The sequence below is a fragment of the Streptomyces sp. NPDC059080 genome (assembly GCF_042739975.1).
In the GTDB taxonomy this organism is placed as follows: domain Bacteria; phylum Actinomycetota; class Actinomycetes; order Streptomycetales; family Streptomycetaceae; genus Streptomyces; species Streptomyces benahoarensis.
This window is the reverse complement of record NZ_JBHYGX010000001.1, coordinates 161,688-174,566: the sequence shown is the minus strand read 5'-3', so window position 1 is coordinate 174,566 and position 12,879 is coordinate 161,688. Positions and strand designations below refer to the sequence as shown.

At 72.7% G+C, this 12,879-nt stretch carries 11 protein-coding genes and 1 pseudogene; 5 read left to right on the top strand and 7 right to left on the bottom strand.

What is annotated here, in order from left to right:
* Window positions 1-131: 131 nt before the first annotated feature.
* On the bottom strand, window positions 132-1,340 hold the full coding sequence (locus ACFWWQ_RS00325) for a glycosyltransferase (protein WP_384587617.1): 1,209 nt from the start codon (window positions 1,338-1,340) through the stop codon (window positions 132-134).
* 295 nt (window positions 1,341-1,635) lie between these two features.
* Here ACFWWQ_RS00325 and ACFWWQ_RS00320 point away from each other — a divergent pair, with 295 nt between their 5' ends.
* The 4 genes from ACFWWQ_RS00320 to ACFWWQ_RS00305 all read left to right on the top strand — a co-directional run bounded on the left by ACFWWQ_RS00320 (window position 1,636) and on the right by ACFWWQ_RS00305 (window position 5,884).
* Window positions 1,636-2,082, top strand: coding sequence for an RrF2 family transcriptional regulator (locus ACFWWQ_RS00320; protein WP_384587614.1), 447 nt, complete (start codon window positions 1,636-1,638; stop codon window positions 2,080-2,082).
* A gap of 259 nt (window positions 2,083-2,341) precedes the next feature.
* On the top strand, window positions 2,342-3,673 hold the full coding sequence (locus ACFWWQ_RS00315; RefSeq protein ID WP_384587611.1) for a globin domain-containing protein: 1,332 nt from the start codon (window positions 2,342-2,344) through the stop codon (window positions 3,671-3,673).
* A gap of 185 nt (window positions 3,674-3,858) precedes the next feature.
* Window positions 3,859-4,551 carry a TetR/AcrR family transcriptional regulator gene (locus ACFWWQ_RS00310; protein ID WP_384587608.1) on the top strand — a complete coding sequence of 231 codons (693 nt, stop codon included), beginning with the start codon at window positions 3,859-3,861 and terminating at the stop codon, window positions 4,549-4,551.
* Window positions 4,552-4,573: 22 nt separating this feature from the next.
* The gene (locus ACFWWQ_RS00305) at window positions 4,574-5,884 is read left to right on the top strand and encodes a cytochrome P450 (RefSeq protein WP_384587605.1); all 1,311 of its coding nucleotides are present in this window, start codon (window positions 4,574-4,576) and stop codon (window positions 5,882-5,884) included.
* Window positions 5,885-6,010: 126 nt separating this feature from the next.
* Here the strand turns inward: ACFWWQ_RS00305 and ACFWWQ_RS00300 are convergent.
* The 5 genes and pseudogenes from ACFWWQ_RS00300 to ACFWWQ_RS00280 form a co-directional block, all read right to left on the bottom strand.
* Window positions 6,011-6,853 (bottom strand): annotated as a pseudogene (locus ACFWWQ_RS00300) (amino acid ABC transporter permease); the annotation flags it as partial.
* Complete coding sequence (locus ACFWWQ_RS00295) at window positions 6,850-7,494, bottom strand: amino acid ABC transporter permease (protein ID WP_384587602.1); 645 nt, start codon at window positions 7,492-7,494, stop codon at window positions 6,850-6,852. The gene ACFWWQ_RS00295 and the pseudogene ACFWWQ_RS00300, both read right to left, overlap by 4 nt.
* A gap of 14 nt (window positions 7,495-7,508) precedes the next feature.
* The gene (locus tag ACFWWQ_RS00290) at window positions 7,509-8,435 is read right to left on the bottom strand and encodes a glutamate ABC transporter substrate-binding protein (protein ID WP_384587599.1); all 927 of its coding nucleotides are present in this window, start codon (window positions 8,433-8,435) and stop codon (window positions 7,509-7,511) included.
* 14 nt (window positions 8,436-8,449) lie between these two features.
* Window positions 8,450-9,193 carry an amino acid ABC transporter ATP-binding protein gene (locus tag ACFWWQ_RS00285; RefSeq protein ID WP_384587596.1) on the bottom strand — a complete coding sequence of 248 codons (744 nt, stop codon included), beginning with the start codon at window positions 9,191-9,193 and terminating at the stop codon, window positions 8,450-8,452.
* Window positions 9,194-9,480: 287 nt separating this feature from the next.
* Window positions 9,481-9,924, bottom strand: coding sequence for a DUF6278 family protein (locus ACFWWQ_RS00280; RefSeq protein ID WP_384587593.1), 444 nt, complete (start codon window positions 9,922-9,924; stop codon window positions 9,481-9,483).
* A gap of 277 nt (window positions 9,925-10,201) precedes the next feature.
* Here ACFWWQ_RS00280 and ACFWWQ_RS00275 point away from each other — a divergent pair, with 277 nt between their 5' ends.
* Window positions 10,202-12,022 carry a GDSL-type esterase/lipase family protein gene (locus tag ACFWWQ_RS00275; protein ID WP_384587590.1) on the top strand — a complete coding sequence of 607 codons (1,821 nt, stop codon included), beginning with the start codon at window positions 10,202-10,204 and terminating at the stop codon, window positions 12,020-12,022.
* Between the two features lie 55 nt (window positions 12,023-12,077).
* Here the strand turns inward: ACFWWQ_RS00275 and ACFWWQ_RS00270 are convergent, their stop codons facing one another.
* On the bottom strand, window positions 12,078-12,857 hold the full coding sequence (locus ACFWWQ_RS00270; RefSeq protein WP_384587587.1) for an exodeoxyribonuclease III: 780 nt from the start codon (window positions 12,855-12,857) through the stop codon (window positions 12,078-12,080).
* Window positions 12,858-12,879: the final 22 nt, after the last annotated feature.

Genomic DNA, 12,879 nt, shown 5'->3' with positions numbered 1-12,879 from the left:
GGGGCGTGTCGGGGCGCGCCGGGGCGGCCGGCGCCCGCGAGCGCCAGCCGGGGCGGGGGCCGTGGGGCCCCCGGCCCCCCGCGGGCCCCCCCGGACCCGTGTACGTCAACGGGTCCGGCGGCGCGGCCGGTTCAGCGTGCCTGCCGCACCAGCTTCTCCAGGTCCGCCGCGACCTGACCGACCTCCGGCAGGGCAAGCGCCGCGCGGTGCGCACGGCGGACGCGGGTGGCGACGTCCCGGTCCTCCAGCAGGTCCTGGCAGGCTGCGGCAACGGCGTCCGGGGTGGTCTCGGTGACGTGCCGCCCCAGGCCCAGTTCGGCCACGCGCGCGGCGTTGTGGGGCTGGTCGCCGAAGTTCGGCAGCACCGCCATCGGCGTCCCCGTACGCACCGCTTCGCGGACGCTGTTGTAGCCGCCGTGGGTCACGAACAGGTCGGCGCACTCCAGCAGCAGCGGCTGGGCGAGGCGGTCGACGAGCCGGACGTGCGGGGCGGGCTCGACACCGTCGAGCGGGACGCCGCCGGTCGCCACGATCGCCGAACAGTGCAGCCGGGACAGCGCCTCGACGGTCGCCCGCAGCATCTCCTCCGGGTGCGTCATCCCGGGCAGCAGCTCGACGCCGCGCTCCCTCATCGCGAGGATCATGGGCAGCGCGGTGCCGATGGCCGCGAACACCAGCGGCCGGTCCGCGGGGAGGTCGGTCACCCAGCCCGGCAGCCCGTCCGTGCGGTCCACCAGCGTGGTCTGCCGGTAGGCCCGTACGGGCGCGGGGAACCGGGCGAACGCGTACTCCTCGGGCAGATAGTCGAACCTGCCGTACGGATGGAACGACGCGGCGTCCTCCTGCTCGGGCAGGCCCAGATCCCGGCGCAGCCGGTTGAGGTCCGGCAGCAGCTGCGCCGGATCGACCATGTTGACCAGCCCGGACGGGATCGGCAGATGCGGGATGCCGAGCCGCTCGGCGAGCACGATCCCGGCCATGTCCATCCCGTCCCGGATGATCACATCGGGACGGACCCCGGCGGCGAGCTCCGCCAGCACGCCGTACATCGCGTGGGCATGATCGCCGGTGAGCCGGGCCAGCATCATCTGGATGTGGCCGTCCCCGGGGGTCACGTTCCCCGGCTCCGCGTCGGGTCCGGCGTCCGCGTCGAGCGGGCCGGGGATCGGCGGCGACGCCAGGCGGGGTTCGAGGGTGACGGCGTCGTCGCGGAAGACGGGCGCCATCTCGGGGGTCGAGGCGACGGTGACCGCGTGTCCGGCCCCGGCCAGCGCGCGGGCCAGCGGGAGCATGGCCCGGCCGTGGGACGGCGAACCGGTCGAGGTACACAGAACGCGCATGCGGAAATCCTCATTCTCTTGACGGTGGCCCTCTTGACGGTGGCCACGAAATCCGTCGGCCGCCGTGGCCTCGCCGTCACGCCGGGCGCCGCCGTGAACCACCTCACGCGCACTCCCCCGCCGCGGTCCGCACCCCCACCGACCGACGCGTGATCGACGGTATGGAGGCCCTGCTCCACGCGTCAAAGAAGATCCGCACGGGCCCGCCGGGATTGAGCCACACGCCCCGCACCGCCGCTCCGGCCACGGCTTTTGAAATTGGTATGGGAGATGCAACTTCTGTACGGTGGGGACCGTGCGACTCACCAAGAGCACCGACATCGCCCTGCGTATCGCCATGCGCCTGGCAGTCATCGGCGACAGCAGCGACGCGCCGACCACCCGCGAGGTGGCCGCCGCGGTCGACGTCCCCTACACCCACGCGGCCAAGGTCGTCAGCAAGCTCCAGCACCTCGGCGCGGTCGAGGCGCGACGCGGGCGGGGCGGCGGCCTGACCTTGACCGACACGGGACGCACCGCCTCGCTCGGGCGTCTCGTCCGGGAGCTGGAGGGCGTCCATGACGTCGTCGGCTGCGAGGACGGCCCGGGCTGCCCGCTACGCGGCGGTTGCCGTCTGCGCGGCGCCCTGCACACGGCCCAGGAGGCGTTCTACACCTCCCTCGACCCGCTGTCGATCAACGACCTGGTGGAGTCGCCGACCGGGCCACTGCTGATCAGCCTCTCCCCCCGGCCGCCTGACTGAGGGCGGCCGTGCGGGCCCGAGGCAGTTCGCCACTTCACCCCGCCGGGCCGGATGCGGGACCCGCTCCGCCCCGGAGCCGACCAGCCTGACCCACCCACCCCACCACCCTCCACCACCCCTACCGGCATCCCCTCTTGGCCAAAAATACGCATCTCACATGCATATTTAAGCCCCGGGCGCCCACCAACTCCCCCTCGCCCGCCCCCTTTCTCCCCACCTCCCCCCTCTTCCCCGTCCTCCCGAAAGGCAGGAGTCCTCCATGTTGTCGCCGAAATCGGCTGAGACCGTCCGCGCCACCCTGCCCGCCGTGGCCGCCGCCATCGGCGAGGTCGCCCCGCTCTTCTACGAGAAGCTGTTCGCCGCCCACCCGGAGCTGCTGCGCGATCTGTTCAACCGCGCCCACCAGGCCGACGGCAGCCAGCGCGAGGCGCTCGCCGGGTCCATCGCGGCGTTCGCCGGGCACCTCCTGGACCACCCCGACGAACGACCGGACGCCCTCCTCGACCGCATCGCGCACAAGCACGCCTCCCTCGGCGTCCGCGAGGACCAGTACCCGATCGTCCGCACCCACCTCTTCGCCGCCCTGGCCGAGGTGCTGGGCGACGCGGTGACCGACGAGGTCGCCGCCGCCTGGGACGAGGTGTACTGGCTGATGGCGAACGGTCTGATCGCGGCCGAACGACGGCTGTACGCGGCGGCCGGCACACCGGACGGCGACACCTGGCGCACCTACCGGGTCGCCGGACGGGTGGCGGAGACCGACGAGGTCGCGACCTTCTTCGTCCGGCCCGCCGACGGGAAGCCCGTACCGCCCTCCCGCCCCGGTCAGTACGTCTCCGTACAGGTCGAACTCGCCGACGGGGCACACCAGATACGGCAGTACAGCCTCTCGGGGCAGCCGGACGGCGGGCTCCAGTTCTCGGTGAAGCGGGTGCCCGGAGGCGAGCCCGCGCCGGGCGTCGCGACTCCGGCGGGCGAGGTCTCCGGCCATCTGCACGACCACGTCCACGAGGGCGACACCCTGCGGGTGAGCGCACCCTTCGGCGAGGTGGTCCTGGACGAGGGTGACGGGCCGCTGCTCTTCGCGACCGCCGGCATCGGCTGCACCCCGGCCATCGGCATGCTGGCCCATCTCGCCGCCGCCGGTTCCCCGCGCCGCATCATCGCCGCCCACGCCGACCGCACCCCCACCACCCACGCCTTCCGCGACGATCTCCACCACCTCGTCGACAAGCTGCCGAACGCGACGGCGGAGGTCTGGTACGAGCGGCCGGAGCCCGATGCCGCGGCAACCGGCGGCCTGGCGACCGGCGGCCTGGCGATCGACGACCGGGCGACCGGCGACCAGGCGACCGGCGACCAGGCAGACACCGCCGGTCCGGGCGCGGCGGACGCCGCAGGCCCCGACCGGACGCCGACCGTCCGGCAGGGGCTGATCGATCTCGGCGCGCTGGAAATCCCGCCCGGCACGATCGCGTATCTGTGCGGGCCGGTGCCGTTCATGAAGGCGGCCCGCGCACAGTTGCTGGCCTCGGGCGTGCGCCCGGCCGACCTGCACTACGAGGTCTTCGGCCCCGATCTGGGACTTTGAACGACAGCCCGGCCGCTCCCGCTCACCCCGGCACCCCCAACACGCCCGGCATGGCCGGAAGTTGACTGTCCAGGGACGGGGCGCCGCCGTACCTTTGACGCCATGACCGGAAGAGAAATCTGGTCACGACGCGGTGCGGGGGTGCGGCGATGGAGCGGCCGGGGCGCGGGGAGCGGATTCTTCGCGTGGCGGGGGAACTCCTGGTGGCCTGGGGCTACCGGCGGGTGACGATCGACGAGATCGCCCGCTGCGCCGGGGTCGGCAAAGGCACCGTCTACCTGCACTGGAAGACCAAGGACGCACTGCTGCTCGCGGTCCTCCTGGACAGCAAGAACGCCGCGCTCCAGCGGCAGTTGGCGCGGCAGCGGGAGTGTCCGCTGGAGGTGCTGCCCAGCCGGATGGCGCGCGGCTACTTCCACGATTTCCTGACGAGTCCGGTGCTGCGCGCCCTGCACACCGACGACACCAACGTCCTGGGCCGCCTCAACGACATCGCCGCCGCGGAACTCGCCGACCTGATGGACCACACCAACGGGGCCGTCCTGAGCCATCTGGAGATCCTGCGTACCCACGGTCTGGTCCGCGACGATCTGGCCACCACCGACCAGCTGTACACGTTCACGGCAATCATCAGCGGTTTCTTCACCAGCGAGGTGCTGCTCGACGGGCGCGCCCCGGAGACCGCCGAGAGCCACGCCGCCCTTCTCGCCCGCACGCTGCGAGCCGCGCTGGAGACCCCCGCCGGCTCCGTCACCGACCCGGGCGACCTGCCCGGCGTCCGGGCAGCCGCGGCCCTGGCCGCGCCCGCGGTCACCGCGCTGTACGAACACATCGCCCAGCTCAGCGCCGAGGAAATGCGCCGCCAGCTACGCGATTGACTCCCGACCGGAGGAGAACACGATGTCAGCGAAGACGTCCACCGACCGGACCACGGCGCCCGCCGCGCTCACCGCGCACGTCGGGAAGCACCCGGGCGAGCCCAATGTCATGGAACCGGCGCTGCTGCACGACCCGTTCGGCGGCTTCGGCGCACTGCGCGAGAAGGGGCCGGTCGTCCGCGGCCGCTTCATAGACGACTCGCCGATCTGGTTCGTCACCCGCTTCGACGAGGTCCGCGAGGTGCTGCGGGACCCGCGGTTCGCCAACGACCGTGCGCACGCCCGCGGCAGCGACGAGGGCGAGGACCCGCTGTCGCGGACGTTGGAGACGTTCGGCCTCCCCGAGGAGATGAACGAGTACTTCGCGGACTCCATCCTCAACAAGGACGCGCCGGACCACTCCCGGCTGCGCCGTCTGGTCTCGCGCGCCTTCACCGCGCGCCGGATCAGCGCGCTGCGGCCGCGGGTGGAGGCGATCGCGGACGATCTGCTGCGCCGCCTGCCCGAGCACGCCGAGGACGGTGTCGTCGACCTCGTCGAGCACTTCGCCTACCCGCTGCCGATCACCGTGATCTGCGAACTCGTCGGCATCCCGGAGGAGGACCGGGCACAGTGGCGCACCTGGGGCGCCGATCTGGTCTCGCTGGAGCCGGGGCGGCTGGGGCGCTCGATGCCGTCGATGATCGAGCACATCCACGATCTGATCCGGCACCGCCGCGACGCGCTCACCGACGATCTGCTCAGCGATCTGATCCGGGCGCACGACGAGGACGGCGACCGGCTCAGCGACGTCGAGATGGTCACCATGGTGCTCACGCTGGTCCTGGCCGGTCACGAAACCACCGCCCATCTGATCAGCAACGGCACCGCCGCCCTGCTCACCCACCCCGGCCAGCTGCGGCTGCTGCGCGAGGACCCGGAGCTCGCGCCCCGCGCGGTGCATGAGCTGATGCGCTGGTGCGGCCCCATCCAGGGCACCCAGCTGCGGTACGCCACCGAGGACGTCGAGCTGGCCGGGGTGCGGATCGCCAAGGGGGACGCGCTCCAGCTGATGCTGGTCGCCGCCAACTTCGACCCGCGCCACTACGACGACCCCGACCGGCTGGACCTCACCCGTCACCCGGCGGGCCAGGCCGAGAACCACGTCGGTTTCGGCCACGGGATGCACTACTGCCTCGGCGCCACGCTGGCCCGCCAGGAGGGCGAGGTGGCGTTCACCGGGCTGCTGGCGCACTACCCGGACCTGGCGCTGGCCGTCGCGCCCGAGGAGTTGGAGCGCGTCCCGCTGCCGTCCAGCTGGCGGCTGACGGCGCTCCCGCTCCGCCTGCGCTGACCCGGGAGGGCCGGTGCCGCGGCCGGGCCCCCCGCCGCCCCCCCCCCCCCGCCCGGGGGCGGGGGCGCGCGCGCCCCCCCCCCGCCGGCGCCCCCCCCCCGGGCGCGCCCCCGGGTGCTGTCCGGCGCCGGGCAGCAGCGTGCCCGGCTCCGGCGGCCCGACCTCGGCGGCCTCCACCTTGGGGTTGCGCCGCTGTCGCCGGGAGACCCAGGTGGCGAGCGCGGACAGCAGCATGCACAGGCCGATGTAGATCGGCGAGATGATCATGACGACGGGGATGAACGGCAGGTCGTAGTCGAGGTTGGACGCGATCAGCTTGCCCGCGTGCAGGAACTCCTCGTACGTGATGAGGAAGCCCAGCGAGGTGTCCTTCAGCGCGACCACCAGCTGGCTGATGATCGTCGGCAGCATCGCCCGGACCGCCTGGGGGACGAGCACATACGTCATGGCCTGCGTCTTGCGCATCCCGAGCGCGCGCGCCGCCTCGCCCTGGCCGCGTTCGACGGTGTTCACGCCCGTACGGAAGACCTCGGCGAGCACCGAGCCGTTGTAGAGGGTGAGCCCGCTGACCAGCGCGATCAGCGGCTCCGCCTGGAGCGCCACATAGACGAAGAAGATCATCACGAGGACCGGCATGGCGCGGAAGAACTCCACCAGCAGCGTGCACACCCAGCGCACCGCACGGTGGTCGGAGAGCCGCCCGGCCGCCAGCACCCCGCCGAGCACCAGCGACAGCACCGCCGCGTAGGCGAACGCCTTGAGGGTGTTGCCGAGGCCCTTCAGCAGCAGTTCCTGAATTCCCTTGTAGAGGAAGGGCGTCCACTTCGCGGCGGTGAACTGGCCGGTGTCGAAGAGGAGATACAGCACCCAGCCGACCAGCGCCAGCAGCGCGGCGGTGGCGGCGATGCCGTAGACGCGGTGACGGCTTCGGGTGTGCGGGCCGGGGGCGTCGTAGAGGACGGTGGTCATCGGGCGACTCCCCAGCGCTTCTCCAGCACGTTGAAGACCGCGCTGATGGTCAGGGTCACCAGCAGATAGCCGACGGCGATCCAGATGAACGACCAGACGATGCTGTAGCCCAGCTCGTTGAGGGTCTTGTAGGTGCCGAGCAGTTCGACGACGCTGAACGAGCCGGCGATGGCGGAGTTCTTTGCCAGCGCGATCAGCGTCGAGCCGATCGGCGGGATCACCGAGCGGAACGCCTGCGGCAGCACCACGTCCCCGAGGGTCTGCGGAAAGGTCATGCCCAGGCTGCGGGCCGCCTCGCCCTGGCCTTTCGGCACGGTGTTGATGCCCGAGCGGACCGCCTCGCAGATGAACGCCGAGGTGTAGCAGCCCAGCGCGAGGATGGCGAACAGCGTGAACGGCAGCACCAGACCGAACCGCGGCAGCCCCAGCACCACCGCGAAGAACAGCAGGGTCAGCGGGGTGTTGCGCAGCACCGTCACCCAGGCCGTGCCGAAGACGCGGAGCGAGGCGACGGGCGCGACCCGGAATCCGGCCATCAGCAGGCCGAGGGCGAGCGCGAGCAGCGAGGCGTAGACGGTGAGTTCGACGGTGCCGAGCAGGCCCTTGCCGTAGAGCGAGAGGTTGTCGAGGAGAACGTTCATCGGTCGGTTCCTTCTCAGCCCGGGTAGCGGTCGATCGGCGGCGGCTTCGGCGCCGGTGCCCCGGACAGGCCGAGGGTCGCCTCGAACGCCTTCTTCCAGTCACCGTTCCGCTGCCGGGCGGCGAGCGCGTCGTTGAGCGCCATCCGCAGCGCGGTGTCTGCGCGGGGGACGCCGATCCCGTAGGGCTCCTTCGAGAAGGGCCTGCCGACGACTTTCAGCTCGTCGGGCGCCTTCGCCGCGTAGCCCAGCAGGATCGCGTCGTCCGTGGTCACCGCGTCGACCTGGTAGGTGAGGAGGTTGTCGACGCAGATGGAGTAGGTGTCGTACGCGACGAGGACCGCCTTGGGGTAGTCGGCCTTGATGCGCTGGTAGGGCGTCGATCCGGCGGCCGAGCAGACGCGCCGTCCGGCCAGGTCCTCCGGGCCGTTGATGTCGTCCTCACCGGCCCGCACCAGCAGCCCCTGCCCGGCCATGTAGTACGGCCCGGCGAAGCCGACCTGCTTCTTCCGCATCGCGTTGATGGTGTACGTGCCGACGTAGAGGTCGATCTGGCCGTTCTGCAGGGCGGTCTCGCGGTTGGCGGAGGAGATGGTCTTGAAGTCGATGGTGGCCGGGTCGAAGCCCAGGGAGGCGGACATCATCCTGGCGATCTCGATGTCGAAGCCGGAGTAGCGGCCGGTGGAGGGGTCGCGCTCGCCCAGGTAGGGCTGGTCCTCCTTGACGCCGATGACGAGGTGGCCGCGGCGCTCGGCCCGACGCCAGGTGGGCGAGTCGGGCAGCCGGAAGCCGGTGTCCACGGCGTAGTGCGGCAGTTGTTCGGCACTCGGGCCCTTGGCGGGCGGGCTGCCCTCCCGGCCGCAGGCGGCGACGGCCAGGGCGAGCACGGCGAGCAGCAGGACGACGGCGGTGCGGCGTGGGCGCCGCCGGTGGGAGTTCGGCATCTTCGCGCCCCCGTTCAGTGCTTGAGGATCTTGGAGAGGAAGTCGCGGGCCCGTTCGCTGCGCGGCGCGGTGAAGAAGTCCTCGGGCGTGCGGTCCTCGACGATGCGGCCGTCGGCCATGAACACCACGCGGTTGGCGGCGGAGCGGGCGAACCCCATCTCGTGCGTGACGACGACCATCGTCATCCCGTCCCGGGCGAGTTGCTGCATGACCTCCAGCACCTCGTTGATCATCTCCGGGTCCAGCGCCGACGTCGGCTCGTCGAAGAGGAGCGCCTTGGGGTCCATGGCCAGGGCTCGGGCGATGGCGACGCGCTGTTGCTGGCCGCCGGAGAGCTGGGCGGGGTACTTGGCGGCGTGCGCGGCGAGGCCGACGCGGTCCAGCAGTTCGCGGGCGCGCCGGGCGGCCACGTCCCTCTTCTGCTTGCGGACCTTGACCGGGGCCAGCGTGATGTTGTCGAGGACGGTCTTGTGCGCGAAGAGGTTGAAGGACTGGAAGACCATGCCGACTTCGGCGCGGAGCCCGGCGAGCGCCCGGCCCTCCTCGGGCAGCGGGGTGCCGTCCAGGGTGATGGTGCCCGACTCGATGGTCTCCAGGCGGTTGATGGTCCGGCAGAGCGTGGACTTCCCGGATCCGGAGGGGCCGATGACGACCACCACCTCGCCGCGGCCGACGGTGAGGTCGATGTCCTGGAGGACATGGAGTTTCCCGTAGTGCTTGTTGACCCCGCGCAGTTCGATCAGCACCTCACCGGCCATGCAGTCTGCTCACTCTCATCCGTACAGCGGAGAGTGAGCAACTTACCGGGACATTTCCGACAGTTCTCCGCTGACACGCACGGGGGTGGGGGGAGAGTGGAATCGACGGAGCGGGGGCTGGGGGGTACGGGAGCGGGGCGGGGCCGGGGTCCGGCTATCCGCCGGTCTGGGCCCGCCTGTCCGTCGCCGGGGCCCGCTCGCGCAGGGCCCTCTCGTCACCGGACCCGCTCGCCGTTGGCGCGTGACCGCGGCGCCGGGCCGAAGCGCCACGAGGCCGGGCCCGCCCCTCAGTTCTCCGCGACCTCCGCATAGATCTGCGAGAGTTCCGGCGCCCCGTCGTCGGCCCATTCGTGCCCGGCGGCCACCACATCGATCTCCCGGCCGGACGCCAGGCACACCACCGGCTGCCCGTCCGGCCACACCCGCCACCGCGCGCCGGGCACCGTCCGTACGAGGACCGTGCCGAGGTAGAGCCCCGCGTCGTTGCCGAGCCAGGGCAGCGCCTCCGGGTCATCCCGCCACACCGGTTGCAGCTGGTCGAGCGCCTCCAACGAGGCGGCGGAATCATCCAGTTCGACCCCGGCGTGCCCGGCCTCGGCGCGGAGCAGCTCGCATTCGGACAGCAGCTCGGCGATGGCGCCGGAGTCCTCGCGCACCGCGTCCGCGAGCGGAACCGCCGTACGGCGCGCACCCGAACCCTTGCGCCACTTGTCCAGGAAAGACATGTTCATGGGGTGCAGGGTCCCACCCGCCCACCGGGCCCCGCCACAGGCGCGCGGCAACCGCCGACCGCCGTTCGTCATCCCGACGCCCCCTTCCCTTCTCCTCCCTTTCACGGCGCTCCGGTCTGATCTGCCGGATCGACAGCCGTCACCTCTCACCGGAACGCCCGTTGCATCAGGGGAAGTCCGCACCGTCCCGCCGCCCGCCGCCGTACCGGACAGGCGCCGCGGGCGTCTCCCGCACCTCATGCCTCCCGCACCTCATGTCTCACGGAGGGAACGACCGATGCGCATACGACATCTGTGCACCGCCCTGGCACTGCTCACCACCGCGGCGACGCTGCCCGCGGCCACGGCGAGCGCGGCCACGACGCGCACCACCTCCGCCCAACAGGCCGCGCATGCCCTGCCGTTGGCGCACCTCTACGACAACACCGCGGTCGGCGGCGGCTCCGGACCCGGCGCCGCCAACTTCGACGGTGCGGGCAACGCCCTCTCCGCGCCCGACCTGTCGGCGGCCGGCTGGACGCCGGGCCGCGCCCTGGACCTCGACGCCGCCCCGCTGACCTGGCCACACGCCACCGCGGGGCGGCCCGACAATGTGGTGGCGAACGGCCAGACCGTCGCGGCCGACGGCACGGGCTCCGCGCTGACCTTCCTGACCGCCGCGACCGGCACCGGCGCCCCCGCCACCGGGAACGGCACGGTCCGCTACCGCGACGGCTCGATGAGCGGCTACCGGCTGACCGCCCCCGACTGGCGCTCCGGCCCGCCCGCCACCAAGGCGGTGGCGCTGCCGCATCTGGTCACCCCGCACGGCACCGTCGACGGACCGGCCCGGCTGTACGCGGTGACCGTACCGCTGCGGCCGGGCCGCGCCGTCGCCTCCGTACGGCTGCCGCGGGCCACCGCCTCCGGCGCGGCGCTGCACGTCTTCGCGCTGGCGGTGCGCCGCGACGACCGTGACTGGACGGGGAGTTGGGCCACCAGCACCTCCGGCTACACGGCGGTCGGGCCGTGGCGGGACCGGACGCTGCGGCTGGTGGTCCACACCGGCGCGGGCGGGCAGCGGGTCCGCGTACGGTTCACCAACACCTTCGCGGCCGCGCCCGTCACCCTCGGCGCCGCGAGCGTCGCCGTCCGCCGGGACGGCGCCACGGCCGACGGCACACCACGGCGGCTGACCTTCCGTCACGGGCAGCGCGGCGTCCGCGTTCCGGCCGGGGCCGAGGCGGTCAGCGATCCGCTGGGCTTCCCCGTGCCCGCCGGACGGGATCTGCTGGTCAGCGTCCATCTGCCGGGGACGGTCACGGCGGCGCCGGTGCACCAGGAAGCGGCCCAGACCTCGTACCTCAGCGCGTCCGGTGCCGGTGACCGCACCGCCGACGCGGGCGGCGGCGCCTACCCCGGAACCCTCACCACCTGGCCGTTCCTGACCGGTGTGGACGTCGCGGGCGGGCCCGGGGCGATCGTGACGCTGGGCGATTCGATCACCGACGGGGTCCGCTCGACCAGCGGCGCCAACCACCGCTGGCCCGACGCCCTCGCCCGCCGCTTCCGGCAGCAGCACGCCCTCCCCCGCTACGGCGTCCTCAACCAGGGCATCTCCGCCAACCGCGTGGTCACCGACCGCTACCCGGGCGACGGCATCAGCAACGACCTGGGCGGGGTGAGCGCCGGGCACCGGCTGCAGCGCGATGTCCTGGCGCAGACCTCGGCCCGTACCGTCGTGCTCTTCGAGGGCATCAACGATGTGCGGTGGGGCACCCCGGCACCGGAGGTGGTGGACGGGCTGCGGGCGCTCGCCCGGCGCGCCCACGCCCACGGGCTGCGGGTCGTCGCGGCGACGCTCACGCCCTGCGGCGGCTACCAGGACTGCAGCGCGGAGGTCGAGGCGCGGCGGCAGGCGGTCAACGCGGCGCTGCGCGACCACGGCGGGGCGTTCGACGCGGTGCTGGACTTCGACGCCGTGGTCCGCGACCCGGCCCACCCGCAGCGGATGCTCCCCGCCTACGACAGCGGCGACCATCTCCACCCGGGCGACGCGGGCCTCGCGGCGCTCGCCGACTCGGTGGATCTGCGGAAGCTGGTGCCGGGCCGGGGGTGAGGCATACGGGGCAGGGGCGCGGGCCGGCGGGCCGGCGCCCCTGCCCCGGGCTTCCTCAGAGATCCAGATCGACCACGACCGGCGCATGGTCGGATGCGCCCTTCCCCTTGCGCTCCTCCCGGTCCACATAGGCGTCCGACACCGCACCGGCGAACGGAGCGTTGCCGTAGACGAGATCGATGCGCATTCCGCGGTTCTTCGGGAAGCCGAGGGCGCGGTAGTCCCAGAAGGTGAAGGGGCGGTCGTACTTGAGGGCGCGGGGCAGCACATCGCTCAGGCCGGTGCCCCGCAGGGTGGCCAGGGCCTCCCGCTCGGCGGGCGTGATGTGCGTCTGGCCGACGAACGCGGCCGGGTCCCACAGGTCGTCGTCGGTCGGCGCGACATTGAAGTCGCCGAGGACGGCGAACGGGCTGCCGCCCGCCGCGTCCCCGGCGACCGCCGTCCGCAGCGCCGCCAGCCACTCCAGCTTGTACGCGTAGTGCGCGTGGTCGACCTCGCGGCCGTTGGGGACGTAGACCGACCAGGCGCGGACCGGGCCGCAGGTGGCGGAGACGGCGCGGGGCTCCTGGGCGCCGTCGTACGCCGGTCCGCCGGGCAGACCGGAGACGACGTCCGTCAGGCCGACCCGGGAGACCAGCGCCACGCCGTTCCACCGGCCGGTGGCGGTGACCGCGGACTCGTACCCCAGCTCCCGCAGCTGGTCGGCGGGGAACTGCTCCGGGGAGCACTTGGTCTCCTGAATGCACAGCACGTCCGTGCCGGTGTTCTCCAGCCAGGCCAGCAGCCTCGGAAGGCGGGCGGTGATCGAGTTGACGTTCCAGGTCGCGATGCGCATGCCGGTAAACCTACAGCGCACC

Bases quoted from the DNA above. Each gene is read 5' to 3' on its own strand.
- ACFWWQ_RS00325 (WP_384587617.1), bottom strand. From the start codon at position 1,340: ATGCGCGTTCTGTGTACCTCGACCGGTTCGCCGTCCCACGGCCGGGCC.
- ACFWWQ_RS00315 (WP_384587611.1), top strand. From the start codon at position 2,342: ATGTTGTCGCCGAAATCGGCTGAGACCGTCCGCGCCACCCTGCCCGCC.
- ACFWWQ_RS00305 (WP_384587605.1), top strand. From the start codon at position 4,574: ATGTCAGCGAAGACGTCCACCGACCGGACCACGGCGCCCGCCGCGCTC.
- ACFWWQ_RS00295 (WP_384587602.1), bottom strand. From the start codon at position 7,494: ATGAACGTTCTCCTCGACAACCTCTCGCTCTACGGCAAGGGCCTGCTC.
- ACFWWQ_RS00290 (WP_384587599.1), bottom strand. From the start codon at position 8,435: ATGCCGAACTCCCACCGGCGGCGCCCACGCCGCACCGCCGTCGTCCTG.
- ACFWWQ_RS00285 (WP_384587596.1), bottom strand. From the start codon at position 9,193: ATGGCCGGTGAGGTGCTGATCGAACTGCGCGGGGTCAACAAGCACTAC.
- ACFWWQ_RS00280 (WP_384587593.1), bottom strand. From the start codon at position 9,924: ATGAACATGTCTTTCCTGGACAAGTGGCGCAAGGGTTCGGGTGCGCGC.
- ACFWWQ_RS00275 (WP_384587590.1), top strand. From the start codon at position 10,202: ATGCGCATACGACATCTGTGCACCGCCCTGGCACTGCTCACCACCGCG.
- ACFWWQ_RS00270 (WP_384587587.1), bottom strand. From the start codon at position 12,857: ATGCGCATCGCGACCTGGAACGTCAACTCGATCACCGCCCGCCTTCCG.